Source organism: Gracilibacillus boraciitolerans JCM 21714 (assembly GCF_000521485.1).
Classification (GTDB): domain Bacteria; phylum Bacillota; class Bacilli; order Bacillales; family Amphibacillaceae; genus Gracilibacillus; species Gracilibacillus boraciitolerans.
This window is the reverse complement of sequence record NZ_BAVS01000001.1, coordinates 530,458-556,562: the sequence shown is the minus strand read 5'-3', so window position 1 is coordinate 556,562 and position 26,105 is coordinate 530,458. Positions and strand designations below refer to the sequence as shown.

Genomic DNA, 26,105 nt, shown 5'->3' with positions numbered 1-26,105 from the left:
AATTGAGGAAGGAGAAAGAAACATGAATAACGCATCTCATCCTTCAGTACAACAATTTAAAGATTTTATCCATGCTCATCCCCCACTAATAAAAAAAATTAGACAAGGTGATTTAAATTTGCAAGAAACCTATGAAAAATTTGTCCTTTTAGGTAAAGAAGACCCAAGCTGGGAGCAATATAAAAATAATACAGATGCTAAAAGTGAAGAAAATGATAGCAGTAATCAATTGTACCAGAAGCTATGGAAACACATTGGTCAATTAGATGTTAATCAAGTCGAAAACCATATTAATGATTTGAATGGAGCCATTGATAATATATTGGTACTTATCAACCAGTTTAAGCAATATAGGAATAATCAAATGTCATCCTCAACTCAAAACGATCAATTTTTTTATCGTCCAAAAGATTAAGGAGGAAATAAATGGAACCAGAAACATATCAAGTAGTACAGCAACGTGAAGATTTATGGCGCTTTATTCGTAATCACCCAGAATGGTACCGTTATTTGACAAGAGATCCAAATCGTTTGAAAGAACTAGAATTAACATCAAAACAATTCTATGGGAAAACAATGCCCCCAGCGTCTGCAAAAAACACAACAAAATATGCAAATGTTAAGTTTATTGATGCAAATGGCAGGCTCTTGGAAAGATTAAGAGACTGCCTCTTTTATTTCTGGTTAATTATTGGTATGATAGATGATACGGAGGTGTTGATATAATGTTAGCAACAATGGAAATTGTTGATACTTTAGATAAATCAGAAGCATTAGGTCAAATGGTTTTAGAATCAGATGTAATGCAGAATTTTTATAGAGCAAAAGAACTCATGGAGAATGATCCCAAGGCACAAAAGTTAATCCATTACTTTATGGGAATTAAAGACTCATATGATGAAGTAGAGCGATTTGGCAGATACCATCCTGATTATAGTAAAATAATGAAAGAGATTCGTGTCGCAAAACGTGAAATGGATATGCATGAAACCGTTGCAGCCTATAAGATGGCTGAAACAAACTTACAAAATTTATTAGATGAAATTAGTCAGTTGGTTGCTTTTAGTGTCAGTGATAAAGTAAAAGTACCACTGGATGGTGCTGCTCTAACTGATGGTGGTTGTGGTTGCGGTTCTGGCAGCAGTGGTTGTGGATGTCAAGTATCGTGACAAAATAACCGGAATCATTTACAAAAAAAGTGAGGTGCGGATATGATTGTAAAACGACAAGGATTAATCGTTTGGTTTAATCAAATGAAACACGTTAAGCACATAAAAAAGTTTGGCCATATGATTCATGTTTCAAAAAAATTAAAATATGCGATAATTTATGTAGATCAAAATCAGTTCGATGATACTTATCAATCGTTGCTCAAATTACCTTTTATCACAAAGGTAGAGCCTTCATATAAACCGTTTATCAAAACAGAATTTGAAAGTAAAATAGTTGATAAAGCGAAAGAATATGATTATAAAATGGGAATTTAAAAAAAACCTGCAGTTATCATTTAACTGCAGGCTCTTTTTATTTTCTTATTTATAAGAAAATAAAAAGATAAAGGGAGAGGAGAAACCGGAGGAAGAACTTATGGGGGGAAATGTAAGTCTTCTCCGAATTAAAGCAACAAATAAATATGTTGCTTTACTTTAAGTTTGTACCAATCTATATTGATTTATACTTGGTAATTTGAGAATTATCCAACTTTCATGCTATAGTAAGAGAGATTTTAGAATGGATGAAGAGAGGGAAATGCTTTGAGAGTAATAGCTGGTGAATATAAAGGTAACAAAATTAAGTCTGTACCAAATCAACTAACACGACCTACAGGAGATAAAATCAAAGAATCTTTATTTCAAATGATTGGTCCTTTTTTTAATGGTGGAAGTTGTCTTGATTTATTTGCGGGAAGTGGTGCATTAGCGATTGAAGCAATAAGCAGAGGAATGGAAACAGCTATTTTAGTCGATATACAGCCAAAAGCAATTTCTATTATTTATCAGAATGTTAATCATCTGCATATTGAAGAGAAAGTTGAAGTATATCGCAATGATGCTTTTAAAGCATTGAAGGCCATAAAAAAAAGAGGGATTCAATTTGATGTAATTTTCTTAGATCCTCCCTACCATAAAATATCTTACAATGAGTTATTAGTCAGTATTATCTCCATGAATATCGTAAGAGATCATGGAATGATTGTGTGTGAGCATGATCCTAATACCTTATTGGTAAATGAATTTGAAGATTTCATTATTTTAAAATATGAAGAATATAACAATACGACAGCTATCACTATATACCAAAAGGAAGTGAAATCGAATGGCTAGATTAGCGATATGCCCAGGAAGCTTTGATCCTGTTACAAACGGGCATTTGGATATTATACACCGTGGAGCAAAAGTCTTTGATGAAGTGATTGTTGCTGTTTTTAATAACCAATCAAAGCAACCACTTTTTAGTGTGGAAGAAAGAGTTCATCTTTTACAATTAGCAACTGCGGATATGGACAATGTTACCATTGATTCTTGCAGTGGATTGTTAATGGATTATGCTCAAAGCAAAAATGCACAAGTAGTACTGAGAGGGCTTAGAGCTGTTACAGATTTTGAATACGAATTGCAGATAACATCAATGAATCGAAAATTAAATGAAGAAATTGAGACTTTTTTATGATGACTAATAATCAATATTCCTTCTTAAGCTCTAGCATGGTCAAAGAGATAGCGAAGTATCGAGCAAATGTTTCAGATCTCGTACCGGCTGTAGTGGAAGAGGCATTAATAAAAAAATATCAGCAATCTTAATTTTTCTGTTTTACTAATAGTATTAAGGATCCGATTAATACCGTTAAGGTAAATAAAAAACCAATCTTTTCGAATATGTCATAATATTTTTCCATTTCAGTAAAAACAGTTGAAGGCAAGAATACAAAGGAACCAACTGTAGAATCAGTTTGATGTTTATAAATTGGTACATATAATAATATCACAATAATACTAGCGAATATGGCATGAAGAAATCGAGCAAAAAAATACGGTGTAAATCGAATATCTGTATCGGCTAAAATACTTGCAACTTGTGCCTGAACAGAGAAACCGTTAAAAGCTAAGATAATGGATACAATTATAGCTTTGATTAGGATAGAGCTGTCGGTTTGAGAAACTTCATTTGCACCTATTGTAATTTCAAAAAAACCTGTAAATAAAGGTAGCGCCATCTCTTTAGGTAAATGCATAACTTCTAAGCCAATTGCTATCCCATTTGCAAAAAAATGTGCGACATGAACTTCGCGCATTATCTCTGTGAGTACGGAAAATAAGATAATAAATCCGCCAATGACTAATAATGTTTGAATAGAATGTGTTACAGAGTCTCCTAAAATCTTACCGAGTGTTCGTCTCTCTTTCATTCTAGCATGATGAAGCTTGGCAAATGCTTTGGATAATGAAAATTGAGGCATTATATAATTATTTCTTTCATTATATTTATAGAATCGCATGCACACTCCTACCAAAAAATTACTGGTATAGTGGGTAATTGCTAATAAAATTCCAAGTTGTTGATCATAAAAAAAACCGATAGAGACGGCGCCAATGATAAATAAAGGATTAGAGGCATTTGTAAAAGATACCAGCCTTTCTGCCTCTGTTTGTGTTAATTGTCCTTCTTGTCTTAATCTCGCTGTAAATTTGGCACCGGATGGATATCCACTAGCCATTCCCATTGTCCAGACAAATCCCCCCCTACACCGGGAACATTAAATAAAGGTCTCATGATTGGTTCACATAGCACACCGATAAAATGAACCACCCCCCCAAAAGCAATTAACAGTTCTGCTACAATAAAAAAAGGAAGTAAGGAAGGGAATACTACACTTGCCCATACTTCTAGTCCTCTTTGACTAGCACTCAATACTTCTCGAGGAAAGTATATTACCATAGTCGCTATAATTACGGATATGGTCGCATATAGAATAGAATATAACTTCTGCTTCAATTTTTGCACTCCCTTACTGTCACTTTTCTGTACCTTTGTTTAAAATAGTAGTAAAATAAATAATGTTTTCAATAGGCAATTGTTTAATATATACGCAAGCTTGTACATGAAATATTACAATTCATAATGATTTTATGGAAATAGTAAGAGGAAGAAAGAAGGCTATTTATGTTCCAAGTAAAAAGTAAAGTTCGCATTATATTGTTTATAATAGCGTTAATTGCTGTATTCTTATTTTTCAGCTATCAGATGCCATATTATATTCACAAACCTGGTCATGCTGATCCTCTTAACCCTGTAGTAGAGGTAAAAGGTGGTTTTGAGAGTGAAGGTGACATGCATCTTGTTACCATTCAGGGAGGTAAAGCAACGCCTTTTCAATATATATTGGCGTTAGTTAAAGATTATTACGACATTTTACCTGTAGAAGAAGTTTTACAAGAAGGCATGACAGATAGTGAATATCGACAATTACAACTAATGATGATGGAAAGCTCACAAGAATCATCTAAAGTGGTTGCATATAAAGCAGCAAATAAGGAAATTGAAATTGAATACAATGGTGTCTATGTTGTATCAGTTGTTAAAGATATGCCTGCAGAAGGAATCCTACAACCCGAGGATGAAATTACGAAAATTGATGGAAAAACAATAAAAGAAGCAAATGATTTAATTGATTATGTGTCTGGTAAACAAGTAGGAGATAAGATTTTAGTAACAATTCAGCGGCAGGAAGAAACTTTTGAGAAGGAAATTACGTTGAAAGCATTGGAGCAGTTGGATGGAAAACCAGGAATTGGAATAAGTCTAGTTACCAATCGTGATGTTAATGTTTCTCCAGAGTTGCAATTCTCCAGTGGGGAAATTGGGGGTCCAAGTGCAGGTCTAATGTTCTCATTAGAAATATATGATCAGTTAACAGAGGAAGATTTAACGAAAGGGCTTCAAATAGCTGGAACGGGTGAAATTGATTATGAAGGCAATGTTGGCAGAATCGGTGGTATCGATAAAAAAGTTGTAGCTGCAGATCGAGCTGGTTGCGCAATATTTTTTGCTCCAAATGAAAATGGTAGAGAAGGATCCAACTATGAATTAGCAAAAAAAGTAGCAGAAGAAATTAATACTGAAATGAAAATTGTACCCGTCGACCATTTCGAAGATGCTGTTGCCTACCTGGAAAGTTTATAACATTTCTTTGGTAGGCGTGGATTCTAAGCGATTATCTGCTTTCTTTATTGTGACGTCTTAAATATCGGTTTTTGGTATGATTGCTTCAGCAGTCGTTGTTGAACAGGAATAGGTAAAATGCTGTAATACGCATTGTCAATACGTTCATCCATTGTCTGATATGGATAGGGTTTCTTGTTACTAGTAAAAATGGTAGTTTCTATTTGTTGTTTATGCTGATTTAGCCACTGACGACCTATAGGAGACATCGCGAGCACACGGATTCCATCAGGCTGCTCTTGAGCAATAAGGTGCTTTATTTCTGTTGATGTTGTATTTGTTAATATGTTGGCGAAAATTCGTTGCAAACTAGTCTTTGTGTATCTTTTTGTTTTTACTAATTCCATAAACTCATTAAAATTCGTAGCCTTACTTATCTTCTCAATAATTCGATTCTCTAGACCTTCTTTCATACCGTGAATCTTCTTTAATTCACTTCTTGACATTGTTAATACACGATATTTAAGAATAGTAAAATAGTTTTGCCAATAATGCCATGCACCATAGTTTAATCGATAATTATCCAATATTTCCTTTGATTTATAAGGAACTGCTTGTATAATATTTTCTTCATTCTCGTGGAATAATTGATTTCTGATACTTGTAGCACTTGCTATAGAGTCTTTAATTTCACTGTCATGAAAGTCATTTTTAATTCTCTTAATTGTAATAGGTACGATTTTGGAATCTATGTCATAGATGCTTTTAACATATTGGTAACCTAAAATATTATTTGGTTTTGTAAAATCAATTAATAATTTATTACCACCAATTTTATTGAAAGCTAATTCATTAGCTTTAGGATAGGATTCTCCATTGTTTAACATCAGTTTTAAATAGGAATCATATTCTTCTTGATGTTTTTTATGATTTGATACATTTCAGTAAAATCGTTAATTTTGCCATGTTCACTTCCAAAACAAATCGAATCAACTTGTAAACTGTCCAATATTCTAATTGCTCCCCCCCGTGCAAATAATTCGCTATGTTGGACTGCATAAAAGTATGGTAATTCTACAATTAAATCAATTCCCTGCTCAATTGCAATTTTTGCCCGGTTGAACTTATCAATAATAGCGGGTTCACCTCTCTGTAAAAAATTCCCACTCATTACAGCGATCACACAATCTGAGTTAGTAATTTTCTTTGCCTGTTGAAAGTGATAGTGATGTCCGTTATGATAGGGATTGTATTCGACAATTAATCCACAAGCTTTCATGGGCTACCTCCTCGTAAAAAAATGAATGAAATAAATAAGGGTGTAAATTCTAAGTGTATCGTAGTAAGTAGTATAGCATATTAAAGATTAAATGTTGTTTATGTGGTAAAAATATATTGACAAATGCTTCATTTCCTTTTAAAATATTTCTTGTTGCCTTGAGGTGAATAATATGAAATTATATATCCAAAACTGAATCGATCACAGGGAGAACCAATATCTTTTAAAGAAGAAATTGATATATCAGATATAGAAAATATGGATAACGATATTCGATATATTGAACCAGTTCTAGTGGAGGGAACAGCTAGAATGGATGGAGAAGATATAATCTGTGACTTCCAGATTCAGGGTACGATGATTTTACCTTGTGCTAGGACTTTGATAGATGTCCCTTATGTTTTCTCAATTGATGCGTATGAGTCATTTACCACATCTGCTTATTACGAGGATGAAGAAGTGCATTTAAATGACAGTGAGGTACTTGACTTAATGCCTTATATAAAGGAAAATGTATTACTAGAGATACCTTTACGAGTGTTTGCGGAAAAGAAAGAATTAGAAGCAAATACAGTCAAAGAGGGAAATGGATGGACTCTTATCACAGGTGAAGAAAAAATAGAAAAGGTCGATCCACGACTCGAAAAGCTTAAATCTTTATTAAATGACAAAAGTAACAAGGAAGATAGTAAAGGATAAATCTTTACTTCTCTTTAAAGGAGGTGTAATGTATGGCAGTACCTAAGCGAAAAACTTCTAAAAAGGTGAAAAATCAACGTCGTACTCATAAAAAATTACATGTACCAGGAATGGTAGAATGTTCTAATTGTGGTGAGCTAACTAAACCACACCATGTATGTAAATCTTGTGGACAATATGATGGAAAGCAAGTAGTTGAACAATAATTTAATATGATGTACTCAAAAATAGTGTGGAGGAATATTTCTCCCACTATTTTTATAATAAAAAAACTAAACCGTTATTAATAGGGACATCTTCCTCTTTCTCTTGTGAATTTTTGATAATGAAATTGAGAGATGATGCCAATGAACAGAATTAAGATTTCTGATTTATATGTACAATATGTCTATCTCTTCTATTAGTTGCATACATTGTAAACAAGGATAGAGGAGGTGGGATTGTGCAAGGGAATCGTCAGGATGCATGGACAAGTGATGAGGATATTTTGTTAGCGGAAACAGTAATCCGTTATATTCGAGAAGGTAGAACGCAATTAGAGGCTTTTAAAGAAGTGGGAGGGAAGTTATCTCGTACTTCTGCAGCATGTGGGTTCAGATGGAATGCCACGCTTAGAAAGCAATATGATGAAGCGATTCAATTCGCTAAAAGCAATCGAAAGAAATTCACGCTAGATTCAGAACACACTATAAAATATGAGAATGAAGATCAGCCTAATATTCATGAAGTAATACAAACATTAGAAAGGCTTCAACATTTTTATCAGCAAATGGACCACCATCAGGAATTACGTAGTTTATTTGAAGAAAATAAAAAATTGAAACAACAGTTGCAAGATTATCTTAGCTTTGTTTATACTGTCAATCAAGCGTTAGATAAGCTTAAGCATTAATTCATTCATTAATTAATGAAGTATTCTTTTAAATCGCCTCATCTTTTGGATGAGGTTTTTGTATGCTATCTTGATTTTTTATTAATATACCTTGCACAAGTGAAAAAGTCTTCTATAATAATAAACATGACTAAAAGTAATGATGTGCGATTTATTTCACTTTTAAAAAGCGAGGTTGTTTTTATGGCAGAAGGCTTATATTATATATTAGCATTTATGATCACATTACCATTTCTCATGACTTATTTAGTCTATAAACTATCTTATAAGATCTTAAAGCACAAATGGTATTCTATTCATTTAGCTGTTAATAGCACAACCGGATTATATGTTGTATCTGTAGGTACTGTTATCTATTCCATTTTTTCTATTAACTTATTTGGATACATTTTGATTGTTCTGTTAATTATTTTTCTTTTGTGTACCGTTATCCATTGGCAACGGTACACAGATATTGTTTTTATGCAAGTATGGAAACGTTTTCAGAAAGTAACCTTCTTGCTATTTTTTGCATTACATATTGTAACGATCATATATGGCATAATATATAATATATCCTTAATCGTGTGAAAATAATAAATACCTAAACAAATTATGTGCTTTTATCTTTCCTATTATGTACAATACTAATGGATTACAAATGTATATATTGAAAAACGAAGGGGGGGCAGTTCATTAATGCGTATCGAATCCAATAGACTCGATTTACATAATAAATTTATTCATGACTACGAACAAGGAGATTCATCCTTATTAGATCATTTTGATTATAATCCTATGATCCTAATGTATTTCAGCAGCGAATTAGTGATTTATATGAAGTATCTTTTGATAGAAATGCTTTGGCAAATACCTTAATCAAACTAAATCAAGGCTGGCAAGCGGATCAACAGACATTTGAAAATATTGATAAACTAAGGGATCCAAACAGTGTGGTAGTAATTGGTGGACAACAAGCGGGTATATTATCAGGTCCTTTATATACGATTAATAAAATAATATCCATAATTTCATTTGCAAAACAACAAACGATCCTGCTCGGCATCCCTGTTTTACCGGTTTTTTGGATTGCAGGGGGGGAAGATCACGATTACGATGAAGTAAATCATGTGTACCTTCCAGATGGAACTGATCTAAAGAAATATGCTATGGGAGATCATTATACAGAAAGAGTTTCGATATCTAATCGCTCTTTGGATAAAGAGGATGCAGTTCAATGGATTAATTTAATCATACGTGAGTTAAAGGAAAGTACTTATACAAAAAAGATTGTGACAAATTTAGAAAAACATTTAAAAACTGCAGATACCTTTGTCGACTTTTTTGCATTATTCATTCATGAACTATTCGCGGAAACGGGTTTAATTCTGATAGATTCTGATGATAAAGATGTTCGACAATTAGAGGTATCATTTTTTAAAGATATAATTCAAAATCAACCTGTGATCAGTCAAGATGTTTTTCAATCGCTTCAAACAATGAAAACAAATGGGTATCATGTTACGGTAGAAGCTAATGAAAACGACGGACATTTATTTATTAAGGAAAATAATGAAAGAATATTGTTGCAAAAAATGAATAAGATATGGGTTGGCAAAAATAATGAATGTCAGTACACAGAGGAAGAGCTGTTAAAAATTGCAACTGAGACACCTGAAAGATTATCTAATAATGTGGTGACGAGACCTTTGATGCAAGAGAAACTATTTCCTACATTAGCTTTTTTCGCTGGTCCAAGTGAAGCGGCTTATTGGTCTATTCTAAAAGGATCCTTTCATAGCTTATCAATGAAGATGCCACCTGTTCTTCCGAGAATATCGCTTACTATGGTAGAGCAGAAAGTACTGAAACAAATTAACAGATATAATCTTTCTTTAACACAAGTTATTAATCAAGGGGGGGTGCAGTCTCATAGACTAAATTGGTTAAAGTCTCAATCACAAGCACCTGTAGATGAAATGGCAAATCAGTTTAAAAGAATGATTATTGATGGTCACGGACCAATGAAAGAAGTAACCACTCACTTATCAGATGATATTTCTCAATTTGCTGATAAGAATTTAGAATTATTACTAAAACAGGTTGATCACCTGGCGAATAGAATAAATCAAGAGTTCAAGCGTAAATATGCAGATCATTTAAATGAATTTGATTTTGTTCAAATGCATGTGAATCCCTTTAATGGATTACAAGAACGAACATGGAATATTCTTTATTTTCTTAATATCTATGGGGATGATTGGTTAAAGGATATTTCTAATTATCCGTTTGACTGGAAAAAACAACACTACGTAGTATATTTATAGTTTATGAAAAAGGTAATTGGCCAAAGAGCTAATTACCTTTTTTTGTAGTGGAGAAATATATCATCCTTTAATTCGCGGTATCGAGAATTTTCTCTTCGAAGTGGTAATTTTGATAGGAACCTGTGCGTAACAACCGCTCCAGCTTGACCACTTTTCTTTCCGGGGGGCGTGTTCTTCAACTAACTTTTTATCAATGTATAAGACTTGGATTGTTATTTTTGATTTTGGGGAAAACTGTACATTTGTACAGAAAACAACTGCTGTATTTATAAATTTCGTTTATGTTTAAACTGTTTTAAAGACGCTTTCAAACAAGTAAATATTTTTTTGAATTTTATGTGGTGAAAAGTGGGGGGGATGTGGTACTATAAGGTGAGAAAGTGGGTGTTAGGATATGTTCATGGGGGGGGAATTTCAACATAACATTGATATAAAAGGACGAATCATTGTACCTTCAAAGTTCAGAGATGAGCTAGGAGAGCAGTTCGTCGTTACACGTGGGCTAGATCAATGTCTATTTGCATATCCGATGAATGAATGGCACCTTTTAGAAGAAAAATTAAAAAAGTTACCATTAACAAAAAAAGATGCTCGAGCATTCACGCGATTCTTCTTTTCAGGTGCTGTTGAATGTGAATTGGACAAACAGGGAAGAATTAATATACCAGCACCGTTACGCACATATGCCGGTATTGAGAAAGAGTGTGCGGTGATTGGGGTATCCAATCGCGTAGAATTCTGGGCAGATGATAAATGGAAAGAGTTTGTTGATATTTCTGAAGACTCATTTGCAGAAATCGCAGAAAATATGATGGATTTTGATTTGTAAATGACAATATGACAGAGGTGACCCATGTTTGGACATTATACAGTATTAAAAAAAGAAACAGTTGATGGCCTAAATATAAAACCAAACGGAATTTATGTGGATTGCACGCTCGGTGGAGGCGGTCATTCTGAATACATACTTGAACAGTTAGATGATGAAGGAAAATTAATTGCATTCGATCAAGATCTGGATGCTTTAGACGCTGCAAAAGAGAGATTGCGTGCATACAAAAATAAAATTTCCTTTGTTAAAAGTAATTTTAGATATCTGTTAAATGAATTAGAGATGTTAAATATAGATCAAGTTGACGGGATTTTGTTCGATCTTGGTGTGTCTTCACCACAACTTGATCGTGGTGAACGAGGATTTAGTTATCAGTATGACGCACCATTGGATATGCGGATGAATCAAGATGATAGTCTTACCGCATATGAAATTGTGAATAATTGGTCCTATGAACAATTAGTATCGATTTTCTTTAAATACGGAGAAGAAAAGTTTTCGAAACAAATCGCTCGTAAAATTGAAGCAAGAAGAATAGTTAAAACAATTGAAACTACTTTTGATTTAGTGGAAATTATAAAAGAAGCAATACCTGCTCCTGCTAGAAGAACGGGCGGACATCCAGCTAAAAGAACTTTTCAGGCTATTCGCATTGCTGTAAATGATGAATTGCAAGCATTTGAAGATGTGTTAGCACAAGCTGGAAAGGCCTTGCGAATAGGTGGAAGGATGTCTGTTATTACATTTCATTCCTTAGAAGATCGAATTTGTAAGCAAACATTTAAAAAGTGGAGTACTGTTCCACCTCTGCCAAAAAATTTACCAGTTATACCCGAAGAGTTTAAACCACCTTTTCAGTTAGTAAATCGAAAGCCTATTTTACCATCTGAGAAAGAACTAGAGGAGAATAGGCGTTCCCGATCTGCAAAGCTAAGAATTATCGAAAAAGTGAAAGAAAGATGAAAAAATATATAAAAAAATAGAAGGGTGGAATAACAATGAGTAGTCAGCACGCTAGAACATGGCAAAAAGAAGACCATCTTGACCAAGAGATACAACATCAACCCAAGATTATTAAGAAGAAAGTTAAAGTACAGAAACGATGGATCACACGTGGAGAAAAAATGATGTATATTATCTTTGCTGTGGTGTTTCTTTGTATTTCTGCTTACATTGTTTCTTTTAGTTCTTCTGTCGATCAGTTAAATCGGAATATAGAGTCGTTAAACGCACAAATCGAACAACAAAGTGTACATAATAAGAATTTAGCATTAAAGAAAAAGGAGCTAAGTCAACCAGAACGTATTATTAAAATTGCAAAAGATAATGGGTTGAAAATTAAAAATACACAAGTAAAGCAAGCTAGCGAATTAACAGAATAGGTGTTCAAATATGAAAAGTAAAACAACACAAATAATGCCAACCGTTTGGATTGTGATTTTTTCTGTTGCTTTTCTTGTTATTGCTGGTCGTTTTCTGTATATTCAAGTTTCTGGAGAGGTATCAGGTGTTTCTATACAAAAACTAGCTGAAGAGAAGAGAACGAATCAATATACAATACCTGCAAGCAGAGGTACTATTTACGATCGTAATGGCATGTCTTTAGCTCAGGAACATGTCGTCTATCGTATATATGCTATTCTCGATGAGACATATACGACAAACGGTTTAAATCCTAAACACGTAAAAAATATAGAAGAGACCGCACAAAAACTGGCTCCGATTTTAGAAATGGAAGAAAGCGTAGTATTAAATAGTCTTCAGGAAGGAAAGCAAAAAAATAGTTTTCAAGTCGAATTTGGTTCCAAAGGACGGGAATTGAATCAAGAACAAAAAGATGAAATCGAAGCATTAGAGTTGCCTGGAATTAATTTCATGGAAGAACCAATCCGTTTTTACCCAAATGGCATGTTTGCTTCGCATACGATTGGTTTAACTGATAAACAAGAGGATAAAATCATTGGGATTAATGGTGTTGAAAGTTATATGAATGAATTATTAACTGGTGTTGATGGTTCGATTTCTTACCAGCGAGATAAATTTAATTTTAAATTATTAAATCCTAATGAAGTAATAAATGAACCTGAAAATGGTGATGACGTTTATCTTACTATTGATCAGAAAATTCAAACATTAATGGAGGATGCACTGTCAGAAGTAAATGATGAATATGCGCCAACTCGAATGACGGCAGTGGTAATGAATGCGAAAACCGGTGAAGTTCTTGCGCTTAGCAATCGACCGAGTTATAATCCAAATAATCTTGAAGATGTGGATAATTGGTATAATGATGTGATTGCTACACCATTTGAACCCGGATCAACCATGAAAATCTTTACACTTGCTTCCGCCATTGAAGAAGGTGTCTGGAACCCTGATGAACTATATAAATCTGGCACCTTCAAAGCGGAGAGCAACTCACGTACAATTGGCGATCATAACAATAAACGAGGATGGGGGAATGATTAGCTATTTAGAGGGTATTCAGCGTTCATCCAATGTAGCTGCTTCAAAGTTAGCCTATGAAAAAATTGGTCCAGATAGATTTCTAGGGTATCTTAAAGCTTTTGATTTTGATCAAAAACGGGAATAGATTTACCGGGTGAAGTTGCGGGACACATTCTTTATCATTATCCTGATGAGAAAGTTACAGCTTCCTATGGACAAGGTACAACCACTACCCCTATTCAATTAATGAAAGCTGCCACTGCTATTACGAATAATGGAAAAATGCTAAAGCCATATATCATAGATAAGACAGTGGATCATGATACAAATGAAGTCCTAATGCAGAATCAACCAGAAGTAGTAGGGGGGGAACCCATTTCAGCCGGGTCAGCTCAAAGCACCTTAGAAGTACTTGAAACTGTCATTACTTCAGAAAAAGGAACGGGTCATAATATATTTAATCTTAAGGATTATACTGTAGCTGGAAAAACGGGCACAGCTAATTTCGTAGATCCAGATGCAGGGATGTATAAAACAGGTAGAGAGAGTTATATATTCTCCTTTTTAGGTATGGCACCAGCCGATGATCCTGAACTAATTATGTATGTTTCAGTAAAAGAGCCGGATTTAGACGTTACAGAGTCTGGATCTGCACCGGTTTCGTTTATTTTTAAAAATGTTATGGAGAATAGTCTCCGGTATCTGCAAATTAATCCCGATAAAGAAGCAACAGCACCACTAAAAGTGAATGAAATTCCTGACTGGGCTGGGAAAGAGACGGAAGCTTTTGTGAATGAATTAAAAGAGGCAGGCATTCGACCTGTTGTTATTGGTGATGGTAGTAAAATAACTAAAGTAAGTCTTGAACAAGGGGCAAAACTTACGTCTAGTCAGAAAGTATTTATAGCAACGGATCAGTTGAAAATGCCTGATATGACTGGATGGTCTTTCCGAGATATTCTTCTATTTAAAGATTTTATGAATTTAGATTTGGAATGGGTCGGAAGTGGTTACATTGTTAAACAAAGTGTTGAGGCAGGAGCATCTTTTAATGAAAATGATTATTTGATGGTAGAACTGGAACAACCAAACAATATAGAAGAGTCTGAGGACTCTTCTGAAGAAAAGGAAGAAACAGGATAACTATGTAGCGCAGTGTTCTATTCGAAATTTCACAATCATATATTGGGACAAACAGTTTCTTGAAATAAAGGAGAATTGTTATGAAACAAATTACCAATATGATGGTGCAACGGAGAATAGTTACTGTGTTTATTTTTGCTTTTTTGGTTATGGCTGTTATTATTATTCGACTTGGCTATGTGCAATTTGTCTGGTCAGACTTTCTAATTGCTCAGGCAGAGGAATTATGGAGTAGAGATATTGTATTTGAGCCAGAAAGAGGGAAAATTCTCGATAGAAATCAGCAAGTCCTGGCAGAAAATATTTCAGCACCGACAGTTATGGTGGTTCCCAGGCAAATAGTTAATCCTAAAAAAACAGCAGAGGCTTTATCTGTTGTACTAGGAATGACGTATCAAGATGCGCTAGAGGCTATTACTAAAAATGAGCGGATAATTAGACTTCACCCGGAAGGTCGGAAAATTTCCGAAGAAAAGGCTATCGCTGTACAAACATTGAATTTGGATGGTGTCTATATAGCAGAGGATTCGATTAGACATTATCCAAATGGTGCATATATGTCCCATGTGCTTGGATTTAGCGGTATTGACAACCAAGGTTTAACAGGACTTGAATTATATTATGAAGATTATTTGAGTGGTACTCCAGGTAGTTTATCATTTTATAGCGACGCCAAAGGAAGAAGAATGCCTCAAATGGCCGATAAATATAGCGAACCAGTAGACGGAAAGGATCTCCAATTAACTATTGATAATCGCGTACAAACCATTATGGAGAGAGAATTGGATATTGCTGAAGAAAAATATAATCCAGATGGAGCAGTGGCCATCGCAGTAAATCCTAAAGATGGAAGCATACTGGGAATGTCCTCTAGACTAATTTTGATCCAGCTAATTACAAACAGATAAGCGCAGAGGTGTATAATCGTAATTTGCCGATATGGAGTACCTATGAACCCGGATCAACGTTTAAAATAATTACGTTAGCAGCTGCTTTAGAAGAAAATTTAGTGGATCTTGAAGAAGATGAATATGTTGATGATGGAGATATAGAAGTTAGTGGCACACACCTTCACTGTTGGAAAAGTGGTGGACATGGACATCAAACTTTTTTAGAAGTCGTTCAAAATTCCTGTAACCCTGGATTTATCGTTCTCGGTCAAAAGTTGGGGAAAGAAAAGCTTTTTTCCTATATTGAACAATTTGGTTTTGGCGAGAAGACAGGTATAGACTTACAGGGAGAAGCGAAGGGCATTTTATTTGATTTAGAAAATGTTGGTCCAGTGGAATTGGCAACTACCTCTTTCGGACAAGGTGTTTCTGTTACACCAATTCAGCAGGTTATGGCTGTTTCAGCAGCAATAAATGGGGGCTATCTGTATGAACCATATATTACTAAGGCGATCATAGATCCTATTACAAGTGAAGCAATCAAAGAGAAGGAGCCCGTATTAAAGAATAGGGTCATTTCAAAGGAAACATCAAAGGTAGTAAGAGAAACACTTGAATCGGTAGTTTCTTTAGGAACTGGGCGAAGTGCATATGTAGAAGGCTATCGAGTGGGTGGCAAAACCGGTACAGCACAAAAAGTTGGACCTGATGGTCGATATATGGAAAATAACCACATCGTTTCTTTTATCGGATTTGCACCTGCAAACGATCCTGAAATTGTTGTCTATGTAGCAATTGATAATCCTAAAAATGTAGTACAATTTGGTGGAGTTGTAGCAGCACCAATAGTAGGTAATATTATCGAAGACAGTCTAAGAGCTCTCGGTGTTCCAAAGCAGGATAACGGAATAGAAAAAGACTATCAATGGCCAGATACTCCTTTGGTAGAAGTACCAGATTTAATCGGCTTGAATAGAAAAGAGTTACAACAATATTTAATCTCATTACAAATAGATGTGATAGGAGACGGCGAATACATCATTGATCAAGCACCGAAGGCTGGAGAAAAGGTAAAAGAAGGAAGTAAAATCAGGCTTGTTTTAGGTAATAAATAGTAATAAAGTTTTATCGAAATAAATGTATCCTTCTGATATAATTATATGGTTGTTAAATACTTGCTGTATGATATTAACAGAAATATATGTTCTTTACTTCTAAAACTAACAATACTAATAGTTAACAAATAAAGAAAAGGTGAAAAAATGAATGCAGAAAAATTAATAAATAGTTTGCTCGACTTTCAGTGTCAACAGCCACTGCACACAATTTCAATTAAAAATATCGAAATGGATCATCGAGAAATCACGACGGAATCTCTGTTCATTTGTATAAAAGGATATACGGTAGATGGTCATCAATTTGCCCAGGCTGCAGTGGATAATGGTGCTAGTGTCGTGGTGGCAGACCATGAACTGCAGCTCTCCGTACCGGTAGTAGTTGTGCCGGATACAAAAAGAGCTTTAGCACTATTAGCGAATGTATTTTTCGATCATCCTTCCACCCATCTAAAAGTGATAGGTGTGACAGGCACCAATGGTAAAACCTCTGTTACACATATGATTGATGAAATTCACCGATATGTTTCCAAAAAAACTGCGTTGATTGGAACATTACAAATGATGATAAGAGATCAAATTTATCCAGTTAAAAACACTACACCTGATGCGCTATTTCTACAGAAAAATTTAAATAAAATGGTGGAGGAAGATGTAGAGGTAGCTACAATGGAAGTGTCTTCTCACGCATTAGATTTAGGAAGAGTTCATGGAATAGATTTCGATATTGCTGTTTTTACGAATTTATCCCAGGACCATCTCGACTATCATGAAACGATGGAGCAATATTTATTTGCGAAAAGCTTACTTTTTTCACAATTAGGCAATAGCTTGAACCAAAGGAAGAAAAAATATGCTATTATTAATCAGGATGATGCCCATGCATCCTTTCTAAAGAAAGTTACCTCGCAGCCTATTTTAACGTATGGGATAACGAATAAAGCGAACTTCCAAGCAACAGATTTAGAATTAAAAGCTAGTGGTATATCATTTAATATGCAAACTCCAGAAGGTATTATAAATATAAGCAGCAAATTAATGGGTATGTTCAGTGTGTATAATATTCTTGCAGCTGCGGCAGCTTGCTTTGCTTCAGGAATTAAACTAACAGATATCCAAAGTGTATTAAATAATACTGCCGGTGTAAAAGGGCGTTTTCAGCCTGTTGATCATCAAAATGAATTTGCTGTAATTATTGATTATGCTCATACACCAGATTCATTGGAAAATGTTTTAGTTACCATTCGACGTTTTTGTGAAGGGAAAGTATATGTCGTCATTGGATGTGGCGGTGATCGTGATCGACGTAAGAGACCACTTATGGCTGGAGTTGCTTGTCAATATGCAGATCACGCTATTTTCACCTCGGATAATCCACGTTCAGAATCACCACAAGTGATTATCGATGATATGGTAGAAGGAATAGAGTTTACAAATTATCAAGTGTTGTTAGATCGAAAAGCTGCCATTAAATATGCGATTCAACAAGCGAAATCTGGCGATGTGGTTTTAATTGCTGGCAAAGGACATGAAACATATCAAATTGTAGGCGATCAAGTTCTGGATTTTGATGATGAAAAGGTAGCACTGCAATTTTTATAATCGAACAGACTAGATTGGTAGTAACAATGTGTAGCAGATTGGAGAGAGAATAGATGAATGAATATACATTTTTAATTACAGTAGCAATCGCATTTTTAATTACTGTTCTACTATCTCCGATTTTAATTCCTTTTCTGAAAAGATTAAAATTCGGCCAAAGCATAAGGGAAGAAGGTCCAAAATCACATCAAAAAAAATCGGGAACCCCCACTATGGGTGGCGTTATGATAATATTAAGTATTACTATTACCAGTATTATAGTGGTGTCACGAGTAAATCAGGGTGAATTAGGATATGAGATTTATTTATTGCTACTTGTATTAATTGGATTCGGGTTAGTAGGCTTCTTAGACGATTTTATTAAAGTTGTTCTGAAAAGAAATTTAGGATTAACTTCTAAACAAAAACTTTTTGGTCAAATTGTGATTGCAATTATTTTTTACGTCGTCTTATTACAGCATAATTTCTCAACTAGCATAGAGATTCCGGGAACATCCATTTCTTTTGACTTAGGTTGGTTCTATCCCGTTTTTATTATTGTCATGTTAGTTGGTGCCTCGAATGCTGTCAATTTAACAGATGGTTTGGACGGATTATTAGCAGGAACAGCAGTTGTTGCATTTGGTGCATTTGCTATTCTGGCTTGGTATAGCATGCCTGATATAGTAAATATAACTTTATTTAGCTTATCGGTTGTTGGATCCTTATTAGGCTTTTTAGTGTTTAATGCCCACCCTGCCAAAGTATTTATGGGGGATACAGGTTCTTTAGCACTTGGTGGAGCTATTGCAGCAATTGCGATTTTACTTAAAATGGAGATTTTATTAGTAATCATCGGCGGAATATTTGTTTTAGAAACGTTATCAGTGATGATACAAGTTATATCATTTAAAACGACAGGAAAGCGTATTTTCTTAATGAGTCCGTTGCATCATCATTATGAGTTAAAGGGCTGGTCGGAGTGGCGTGTAGTCACTACATTTTGGGCAGTAGGTATTTTATTTGCAGTATTAGGAATTTATATTGAGGTGTTGTCATCATGAGAAAACTAAACCATTTTCCATATCAAAAAGTACTTGTTTTAGGATTAGCCAAAAGCGGGACAGCAGTTGCTAAGCTTTTAGCAGCTAATGGTATAAACGTAGTAGCAAATGATTTGAAAGCTTCAGAGAATAATGAACATGTTCAACAATTACGTTCTCTAGATATCCCTGTCGTCTTAGGTGATCATCCTCTTGAACTATTAGAAAACGTTGACGTAATTATAAAGAATCCAGGTATTCCCTATGAAAATATTTTAGTAGAAAAAGCAATGGAATATGATATTCCTATTTTAACAGAGATCGAACTGATCCCGTACTTTGGGATTGAGCATCTGGTTGCAATAACTGGATCAAATGGAAAAACTACTACAACTACCTTAATTTATGAGATGTATAAAAAAGGAGATGTTCCGGTTTGCTTAGCTGGAAATATTGGTCATGTTGCCTCTGAAGTTGCAGCACAGATGAGTGATCGACAAACAATGGTGGCAGAATTGTCTTCTTTCCAGTTATTGGGTATTGATGTATTCAAACCAAAAGTTGCGGTACTTTTAAATCTATTTGAAGCACATTTAGATTATCATCATACGCTTGAAAATTATCATAATGCGAAAGCAAACATTTTTAAAAATCAAACAGAGCATGATTATCTGGTATATAATTATGATGATGAGCGTGTCGTTCAAATAACTGATAAAGCACAGTCCAAACTTATTCCTTTTAGTCGCAAACAAGAAGTGCTAAGTGGTACATACTGTAAGGAACAAGCGATTTATTTTCAAGGAACCAAAGTTATCGATTTGGAATCTATTGCATTGGTCGGGGAACACAATCTCGAAAATATTTTGGCTGCGATATCTGTTTCGAAAATTGAAGGAATATCCAATCAATCGATTCAAGATGTGTTAACGACATTCACAGGTGTATCCCATCGTTTACAATTTGTGAAAAAAGTGGAGGGAAGATTGTTCTATAATGATTCAAAAGCTACTAATATTTTAGCTACAACCAAAGCTTTAGGTGCATTTCAGCAGCCTACTATCCTATTAGCAGGTGGTCTTGATCGCGGGAATGAGTTTGATGAACTGGGACCATTTATGAAAGATGTAAAAGCACTTGTGTTATTTGGTGAAACAGCTAATAAGATAAAGAAAATGGGAGAAGCCTATCGAGTACCTACTATTAAACTAGTTGAGACAATGTCTGAGGCTGTTCAATATGCGTATGATATATCTAGCGACGGTGATGTTGTTTTATTATCACCTGCATGTGCAAGCTGGGATCAATATAAAACATTTGAAGAAAGAGGCAACATGTTTATGGATTATGTGCATAACTTATAATAGGGGGCTTGTCTATTATAGTATGCAGTTACAATCACAAAAGATTACCCCCCCCTAATTCGCAGAGGAATATGGGGGTTTTTTTATGCAAAAAGTGGCAAAGGATCATAAACCCGATTATTTATTAATTGGCATCATACTAACCATTCTAACACTTGGTACAATAATGATCTACAGTGCTTCTTCCATTTGGGCATCCTATAAATTTGATGATGCATTCTATTTCTTGAAAAGACAATTATTATTTGCTGGTGTTGGAGTAATTGCCATGTTTATCGTGGCCAATATACCTTACTTTAAATGGATAAAATACCGAAAATGGATTTTTTTGATTTGTTTTTTATTATTAATCGCTGTTCTGGTACCTGGCATAGGAATGGTGAGGGGGGGCGGAGCAAGAAGCTGGATTGGCGTTGGAGCGTTTAGCATACAGCCAGCAGAATTTATAAAACTTGCCATGATCATGTTTTTAAGTGGATTTTTAGTGCAGCATCAAGATAAAATAACAGAGTTTAAAAAAGGATTCATCCCACCATTGTCACTAACCTTTTTTGTGTTTTTATTTATTATGTTACAACCTGATCTAGGTACTGGTATGGTATTTTTATTAACTTGTTTCCTTTTGATATTTGTGTCTGGAGCTAGAATTAGTCACTTTATGTTTTTGATCGGTTTTGGAATTATTGGCTTTCTATTACTAATTATTTCAGCTCCATATCGAATAAATCGGATAACCGCATTTTTAGACCCATGGCAAGATCCACTGGAACCGGATTTCAAATCATACAATCATTATATGCAATCGGACCTGGTGGTTTATTTGGTGTCGGTTATGGGAATAGTTTGCAAAAATATTTTTACTTGCCAGAACCGCATAATGATTTTATTTTTGCTATAATTGCAGAAGAGCTAGGTTTTATCGGTGCAGGCTTCGTCATTTTACTTTTTTTCTTATTTGTTTGGAGAGGTATACTAATATCTGTTTACGCACCAGATCTATTTGCAAGGTTATTAGCAGTGGGAATTGTCAGTATGATTATGATTCAGGTGATGATAAACATCAGTGTCGTTATTGGATTAATACCTGTAACTGGCATTACACTTCCTTTTCTAAGTTACGGAGGTTCGTCGTTAACATTAACCCTGTGTTCAGTTGGTATTTTAATTAACATAAGTAAATATAAACTTTAAACTTGGGAGATTTGGGTGATTTCGAAAAGATGATTCCTGTGATATAATTCGTACTGTAGATATACCATATTTAGTAAACTGATTATTGGATGAAGGAAGTAGTTAAATGGTGCAAAAGAGAGTAGTGTCTATTGAAGAGCGTATACCAAAATTAAAACAAGAACGTCGAAAAAAAGCAAATAAGAAATTAATATTTTATATGCTCATCTTTTTTTTATTAATTTTCATTGTTGTTTATATGCAATCGCCAATGAGCTATGTAAAACATATTTCGGTCAGTGGACTACACTGGGTAAAAAATGAGGAAATTTTAAACCGAAGTAAAATAGATGAATCCACTAATTTTTGGGGGGGTGTTCAATCGAAAGAAATAGAACAAGCTATTATTTCGCATCCTCAAATCAAAGCAGTAGATGTCTCCAAATCATTTCCGAATACGATTAGCATTAACGTGAAAGAGTTAAAGCATATCGGTTATGTGGAATTGGACAGTAAATTGCATCCTATATTAGAAAATGGGGGGGAACTGTTAGATGAAGTTAATTGGACTTCTGTAGATGGGGAGGTACCTATTTTATCTGGATTTAAAGATAATCACTATTTACAGGAACTGTCAGATGAACTTGCCAAGCTTTCGTCTTATGTCTCCGTATTAATCTCAGAAATATATTGGATTCCCTCTGATGCCAATCCATATAAAATTAAACTTTATATGACCGATGGACATGAGGTCGAATCATCAATACGTAATTTATCATCTACTTTAAATAGCTATCCTTCTATTGTTTCGCAGCTAGACCCTAAAGAAGAAGGCGTGATTAAAATTGATGAAAGTGGGGGGCAGTTTTCACTCCATACCAAGTGGAAGCAAAAGAGGAGGATATAATAGAAAAAAATGAGGAGTAAACAACTAATATTTGCATTTGTTTTCTTAATACTTGGTTTCTTGTTGATGTTCAGTTATCAACATACAAAGTCGACTTCCGAAATCGTTCAAGTAAATGATCAAGAGTGGGAAAGAGATTATTATTATCGTAAACAGCTAATAGATATTGAAGAAACAAATAGGCGGTTAAGAATGAACTTAGGACTGTGAGAAGGATGTTCAATTGATCGAGCAGGAATTAGCTGATGGTCCTAATGAATTAAAGGACTTAGTTGACACTAAAATAACTCTTCAAAAATTAACTGGAGAACTTCCAATAAGCGGAGAAGGTATAACGTTAACCTTAAAGGATGCTAGTTATATTCCTTCTAAAGATCATGCAAACCAATATATAGTCCATGACCGGCATATTCATCAAACTGTGAACGAATTGTTTAGTGCAGGTGCCAAAGCAATTGCAATTAATGGACAAAGAATTTATCGAAACAGTTACATTTCCTGTATTGGTCCAGTTGTTTCAGTTGATGGAACAGCGTATCCAGCACCATTTGTAGTTTCAGCAATCGGTGATCAAGACATTTTAGATGTAAGCTTAAATTTAAAAAATGGAGTTATTGACATGTTAGTTCAGGATAATATAGAAGTAACTATTGAAAAAAAATCAAAAATAGAAATGCATGCAAAGGATATGTGACATAATGAAGAATGTGTTCACTAAGCATAAGCTGATGATAGGATTAGTCTGTCTATTAATTGGGTTTATGGTTGCCACATTATTCAATACGAATAAACAACCAGATTCCCGTGATACTAGAGATACATGGGAAATTAGAACGGCACTTCAAGAGGAACAAAAGGTACAACAGAATTTGTACCAGGAAATTGCCGAAGCTGAAAAGACGCTTATTGAATACCAGGAACAAACAGAACACCAGCAGATCATTTCTTTGAAGGAATCGATTCAAGAGCTGCGTGAAAAGGCAGGATTAACAGAAATAGTTGGTAAAGGTATGATTATTACTATCGAACCAATTTTTTTAAATGAAGAGTTGCAGGAATATCCGTCGATAAATGCAGAATTACTGCAGCTATTTATTAATGAATTAAATGCATCTGGTGCAAACGAAATAGCCATTGGAAATCAACGCATTATAAATATTAGTCCTATTCGTGATGTCAATGGAAAAGTATATGTTAATAATAGTTCTATAGGAAATTTACCAACTGATATTCATATCATCACAAAAGATATTGAAAAATTTAGAGATTATATTGAAGTAAGTGAAATAAATGATTATTTCGCCTTAGAAAATGTTACAATAAGTATTAGAGAACAGGAAAAAGTGGTCCTTCCAAAGTATGATGGAGCTATTAATTTGCAAGAGGTACACGTTGGTGACATCCCAGAAGTAGGTGAAAGTTAATGTTATTGCCAGCATTATTCTTGCTCATAGGTCTGTTATTAGGTTTTATGACCAATCTCTCTATACCTGAAGAGTATTCTAATTATTTATCTATTGCAGTTTTAGCAGCTCTTGATACTTTATTTGGTGGTATAAGAGCACAACTTGACTCGAAATTTGATCAACAAGTGTTTATTTCAGGTTTTTTCTTTAATGTTTCACTTGCAGCTTTATTAGCGTTTCTAGGTGTGCAGTTAGGCATTGATTTATATTTGGCGGCAATTTTTGCTTTTGGTGTCCGTCTTTTTCAGAACCTGGCAATAATTAGAAGATTATTACTTGATAAATATTATTTATTTAAAAAAACGAAGAAAAATAATGATATATCGACAAAAATAAATTAATAAATCAAAATATATAATTTTTTTCCGCTAAATTTACATTTATTCATGAAAAATATTGAGTTTTTTATTATAATAGTGTTTAACACAGTTTATTATATGATATGATACGCAGATAAATGCATAGAAATAGGAGGTGCCTCATGGACAACGGTGAAATTTTAGTCAGCTTGGATATAGGTACATCAAAAATAAAAGTAATTATCGGAGAAATTTTAGGTGATTCCTTGAATGTTATTGGTGTAGGAACAGCAAAATCAATTGGTATGAAAAAGGGTGCAATAGTAGATATAGATGAAACGGTTCATTCCATACGTGCGGCAGTTGAACAAGCTGAACGTATGGTTGACATACATATCGATCAAGTTATTGTTGGTGTCAACGGTAATCATGTGCAACTTCAGCCGTGCCATGGTGTTGTCGCTGTATCTAGCGATAATAAAGAGATTTCTGAAGAGGATATTCATCGTGTAATGGATGCAGCACAAGTTATGTCAATACCACCAGAGCGAGAAATAGTAGACGTTATACCAAAACAGTTCATTGTTGACGGTTAGATGAAATCCGTGATCCACGAGGTATGATTGGTGTGCGTCTTGAAATGGAAGGAACAATTATTACCTGCTCGAAAACAATGTTACATAATATTTTGAAGTGTGTAGAAAAAGCAGACTTAAGTGTAATGGATATTTGCTTGCAACCCCCCCTAGCAACAGGAGAAGTAGCTTTATCCCAAGACGAAAAAACTTGGGAGTTGCTTTGTTAGATATTGGTGGTGGAAGTACAACTGTTTCAGTTTTTGATGATGATGGATTAGTAGCTACCAGTGTTATTCCACTGGGAGGATACAATATTACCAAGGATTTATCGATTGGCTTACGAACCACTTCTGATGAAGCGGAAGATATAAAATTAAATCATGGTCATGCATTTTACAATGATGCAAATGAAGAAGAGACATTTGATGTTAATATTATTGGTAGTAATCAGAAACAATTCCATAATCAATTAGATCTTGCTGAAATTATTGAAGCAAGATTAGAAGAGATATTACTATATAGTGCTCGTGAAATTCAAAAAATGGGATATGAAGAAATACCTGGTGGACTTGTATTAACGGGTGGAACCATGAGTATGCCTGGATCAGTTGAATTGGCACAAGATATTTTTCAAAGCAATGTTAGAATAGCAATTCCGGATTATATAGGTGTTCGAGAACCTCAATATACAGCTGGAATTGGTATCTTGAAATTTGCATATAAGAATGCGAGAATACAAGGGAAAGAACTCACAAACGCAGTCAAAATACAACAAAGTAACACAAGCCATACGAATAGTGAAAAACCTGTTCGTACAAAAAAAACAACTACAAAACAAAAAGAAACTGAAAAGAAAGAACCCAAAATTGCGAACTTCTTTAAATATTTCTTCGATTAAAGAAACAGAAGTAAGTAAAAACATAGAAAAATTCA

The 26,105-nt window shown here is 34.4% G+C and carries 27 protein-coding genes and 6 pseudogenes; 30 read left to right on the top strand and 3 right to left on the bottom strand.

The window, feature by feature from the left end; all coding sequences use genetic code 11:
- Positions 1–22: 22 nt before the first annotated feature.
- The 6 genes and pseudogenes from ylbD to coaD all read left to right on the top strand — a co-directional run bounded on the left by ylbD (position 23) and on the right by coaD (position 2,801).
- On the top strand, positions 23–415 hold the full coding sequence (gene ylbD, locus JCM21714_RS02830; protein ID WP_035721645.1) for a spore coat protein YlbD: 393 nt from the start codon (positions 23–25) through the stop codon (positions 413–415).
- Positions 416–426: 11 nt separating this feature from the next.
- Positions 427–726, top strand: coding sequence for a YlbE-like family protein (locus tag JCM21714_RS02825; protein ID WP_235182553.1), 300 nt, complete (start codon positions 427–429; stop codon positions 724–726).
- On the top strand, positions 726–1,169 hold the full coding sequence (locus tag JCM21714_RS02820) for a YlbF/YmcA family competence regulator (RefSeq protein ID WP_035721643.1): 444 nt from the start codon (positions 726–728) through the stop codon (positions 1,167–1,169). Before JCM21714_RS02825 ends, JCM21714_RS02820 begins: the two co-directional genes overlap by 1 nt.
- Positions 1,170–1,211: 42 nt before the next feature.
- The gene (locus JCM21714_RS02815) at positions 1,212–1,487 is read left to right on the top strand and encodes a YlbG family protein (protein ID WP_035721641.1); all 276 of its coding nucleotides are present in this window, start codon (positions 1,212–1,214) and stop codon (positions 1,485–1,487) included.
- Between the two features lie 267 nt (positions 1,488–1,754).
- Positions 1,755–2,324 (top strand): 16S rRNA (guanine(966)-N(2))-methyltransferase RsmD, encoded by a 570-nt coding sequence (gene rsmD, locus JCM21714_RS02810; protein WP_035721639.1) that lies wholly within the window; start codon positions 1,755–1,757, stop codon positions 2,322–2,324.
- A pseudogene (gene coaD / locus JCM21714_RS02805) lies at positions 2,317–2,801 on the top strand (pantetheine-phosphate adenylyltransferase). The gene rsmD and the pseudogene coaD overlap by 8 nt, the downstream one beginning before the upstream one ends.
- Here the strand turns inward: coaD and JCM21714_RS02800 are convergent.
- Both JCM21714_RS02800 and JCM21714_RS23535 read right to left on the bottom strand, forming a co-directional pair.
- Positions 2,798–3,721: a nucleoside recognition domain-containing protein gene (locus JCM21714_RS02800; protein WP_369403400.1), complete on the bottom strand. Its 924-nt coding sequence runs from the start codon at positions 3,719–3,721 to the stop codon at positions 2,798–2,800. The pseudogene coaD and the gene JCM21714_RS02800 overlap by 4 nt on opposite strands.
- The gene (locus JCM21714_RS23535) at positions 3,670–3,993 is read right to left on the bottom strand and encodes a hypothetical protein (protein ID WP_369403399.1); all 324 of its coding nucleotides are present in this window, start codon (positions 3,991–3,993) and stop codon (positions 3,670–3,672) included. Before JCM21714_RS23535 ends, JCM21714_RS02800 begins: the two co-directional genes overlap by 52 nt.
- A gap of 168 nt (positions 3,994–4,161) precedes the next feature.
- Between JCM21714_RS23535 and JCM21714_RS02795 the strand changes: the two genes are divergently transcribed.
- Positions 4,162–5,181, top strand: coding sequence for a SepM family pheromone-processing serine protease (locus JCM21714_RS02795; RefSeq protein WP_035721636.1), 1,020 nt, complete (start codon positions 4,162–4,164; stop codon positions 5,179–5,181).
- Between the two features lie 44 nt (positions 5,182–5,225).
- Here the strand turns inward: JCM21714_RS02795 and JCM21714_RS02790 are convergent.
- Positions 5,226–6,439 (bottom strand): annotated as a pseudogene (locus JCM21714_RS02790) (nucleotidyltransferase).
- 258 nt (positions 6,440–6,697) lie between these two features.
- Here JCM21714_RS02790 and JCM21714_RS02785 point away from each other — a divergent pair.
- From JCM21714_RS02785 to ftsA, 23 genes and pseudogenes are all read left to right on the top strand, one after another.
- Entirely contained in the window at positions 6,698–7,138 is a 441-nt protein-coding gene (locus JCM21714_RS02785; protein WP_084040550.1) for a YceD family protein, read from the top strand.
- A gap of 32 nt (positions 7,139–7,170) precedes the next feature.
- Positions 7,171–7,344 carry a 50S ribosomal protein L32 gene (rpmF, locus tag JCM21714_RS02780; protein WP_035721631.1) on the top strand — a complete coding sequence of 58 codons (174 nt, stop codon included), beginning with the start codon at positions 7,171–7,173 and terminating at the stop codon, positions 7,342–7,344.
- Positions 7,345–7,580: 236 nt separating this feature from the next.
- Positions 7,581–8,030 (top strand): RsfA family transcriptional regulator, encoded by a 450-nt coding sequence (locus JCM21714_RS02775; protein WP_035721628.1) that lies wholly within the window; start codon positions 7,581–7,583, stop codon positions 8,028–8,030.
- A 183-nt stretch (positions 8,031–8,213) separates the two neighbouring features.
- Positions 8,214–8,600, top strand: coding sequence for a DUF3397 family protein (locus JCM21714_RS02770; protein ID WP_035721626.1), 387 nt, complete (start codon positions 8,214–8,216; stop codon positions 8,598–8,600).
- A 108-nt stretch (positions 8,601–8,708) separates the two neighbouring features.
- A complete protein-coding gene (locus JCM21714_RS17945) occupies positions 8,709–8,888 on the top strand; it encodes a hypothetical protein (RefSeq protein ID WP_052000334.1) in 180 nt (59 codons plus the stop codon).
- Positions 8,834–10,336: a bacillithiol biosynthesis cysteine-adding enzyme BshC gene (gene bshC, locus JCM21714_RS02765; RefSeq protein WP_084040548.1), complete on the top strand. Its 1,503-nt coding sequence runs from the start codon at positions 8,834–8,836 to the stop codon at positions 10,334–10,336. Before JCM21714_RS17945 ends, bshC begins: the two co-directional genes overlap by 55 nt.
- 394 nt (positions 10,337–10,730) lie before the next feature.
- Positions 10,731–11,165 (top strand): division/cell wall cluster transcriptional repressor MraZ, encoded by a 435-nt coding sequence (mraZ, locus tag JCM21714_RS02760; RefSeq protein ID WP_035721623.1) that lies wholly within the window; start codon positions 10,731–10,733, stop codon positions 11,163–11,165.
- Positions 11,166–11,189: 24 nt separating this feature from the next.
- Positions 11,190–12,131 carry a 16S rRNA (cytosine(1402)-N(4))-methyltransferase RsmH gene (gene rsmH / locus JCM21714_RS02755; protein ID WP_035721621.1) on the top strand — a complete coding sequence of 314 codons (942 nt, stop codon included), beginning with the start codon at positions 11,190–11,192 and terminating at the stop codon, positions 12,129–12,131.
- Between the two features lie 35 nt (positions 12,132–12,166).
- A complete protein-coding gene (gene ftsL, locus JCM21714_RS02750; protein WP_035721614.1) occupies positions 12,167–12,550 on the top strand; it encodes a cell division protein FtsL in 384 nt (127 codons plus the stop codon).
- Positions 12,551–12,560: 10 nt separating this feature from the next.
- A complete protein-coding gene (locus JCM21714_RS23530) occupies positions 12,561–13,637 on the top strand; it encodes a peptidoglycan D,D-transpeptidase FtsI family protein (RefSeq protein ID WP_369403398.1) in 1,077 nt (358 codons plus the stop codon).
- A pseudogene (locus JCM21714_RS23525) lies at positions 13,546–14,243 on the top strand (penicillin-binding transpeptidase domain-containing protein); the annotation flags it as partial. The gene JCM21714_RS23530 and the pseudogene JCM21714_RS23525, both read left to right, overlap by 92 nt.
- Positions 14,217–14,759, top strand: a complete 543-nt coding sequence (locus tag JCM21714_RS23520; protein WP_369403423.1) for a PASTA domain-containing protein — start codon at positions 14,217–14,219, stop codon at positions 14,757–14,759. The pseudogene JCM21714_RS23525 and the gene JCM21714_RS23520, both read left to right, overlap by 27 nt.
- 80 nt (positions 14,760–14,839) lie before the next feature.
- Positions 14,840–16,764 (top strand): annotated as a pseudogene (locus tag JCM21714_RS02740) (stage V sporulation protein D).
- Positions 16,765–16,911: 147 nt separating this feature from the next.
- Complete coding sequence (locus JCM21714_RS02735) at positions 16,912–18,366, top strand: UDP-N-acetylmuramoyl-L-alanyl-D-glutamate--2,6-diaminopimelate ligase (RefSeq protein ID WP_035721611.1); 1,455 nt, start codon at positions 16,912–16,914, stop codon at positions 18,364–18,366.
- A gap of 53 nt (positions 18,367–18,419) precedes the next feature.
- Positions 18,420–19,409 carry a phospho-N-acetylmuramoyl-pentapeptide-transferase gene (gene mraY / locus JCM21714_RS02730; protein ID WP_035721608.1) on the top strand — a complete coding sequence of 330 codons (990 nt, stop codon included), beginning with the start codon at positions 18,420–18,422 and terminating at the stop codon, positions 19,407–19,409.
- A complete protein-coding gene (gene murD / locus JCM21714_RS02725) occupies positions 19,406–20,752 on the top strand; it encodes a UDP-N-acetylmuramoyl-L-alanine--D-glutamate ligase (RefSeq protein WP_035721605.1) in 1,347 nt (448 codons plus the stop codon). The genes mraY and murD overlap by 4 nt, the downstream gene beginning before the upstream one ends.
- A gap of 85 nt (positions 20,753–20,837) precedes the next feature.
- Positions 20,838–21,943: pseudogene (gene spoVE / locus JCM21714_RS02720) on the top strand (stage V sporulation protein E).
- 106 nt (positions 21,944–22,049) lie between these two features.
- The gene (locus JCM21714_RS02715) at positions 22,050–22,829 is read left to right on the top strand and encodes a cell division protein FtsQ/DivIB (protein WP_235182552.1); all 780 of its coding nucleotides are present in this window, start codon (positions 22,050–22,052) and stop codon (positions 22,827–22,829) included.
- A gap of 9 nt (positions 22,830–22,838) precedes the next feature.
- Positions 22,839–23,039, top strand: a complete 201-nt coding sequence (locus JCM21714_RS20785) for a hypothetical protein (RefSeq protein ID WP_084040547.1) — start codon at positions 22,839–22,841, stop codon at positions 23,037–23,039.
- Positions 23,040–23,052: 13 nt separating this feature from the next.
- A complete protein-coding gene (locus JCM21714_RS02710; protein ID WP_084040546.1) occupies positions 23,053–23,523 on the top strand; it encodes a DUF881 domain-containing protein in 471 nt (156 codons plus the stop codon).
- 4 nt (positions 23,524–23,527) lie between these two features.
- Complete coding sequence (locus tag JCM21714_RS02705) at positions 23,528–24,253, top strand: DUF881 domain-containing protein (RefSeq protein WP_052000332.1); 726 nt, start codon at positions 23,528–23,530, stop codon at positions 24,251–24,253.
- The gene (locus JCM21714_RS02700; RefSeq protein ID WP_035721601.1) at positions 24,253–24,636 is read left to right on the top strand and encodes a small basic family protein; all 384 of its coding nucleotides are present in this window, start codon (positions 24,253–24,255) and stop codon (positions 24,634–24,636) included. Before JCM21714_RS02705 ends, JCM21714_RS02700 begins: the two co-directional genes overlap by 1 nt.
- Positions 24,637–24,776: 140 nt before the next feature.
- Positions 24,777–26,070 (top strand): annotated as a pseudogene (gene ftsA / locus JCM21714_RS02695) (cell division protein FtsA).
- Positions 26,071–26,105 lie beyond the last annotated feature (35 nt).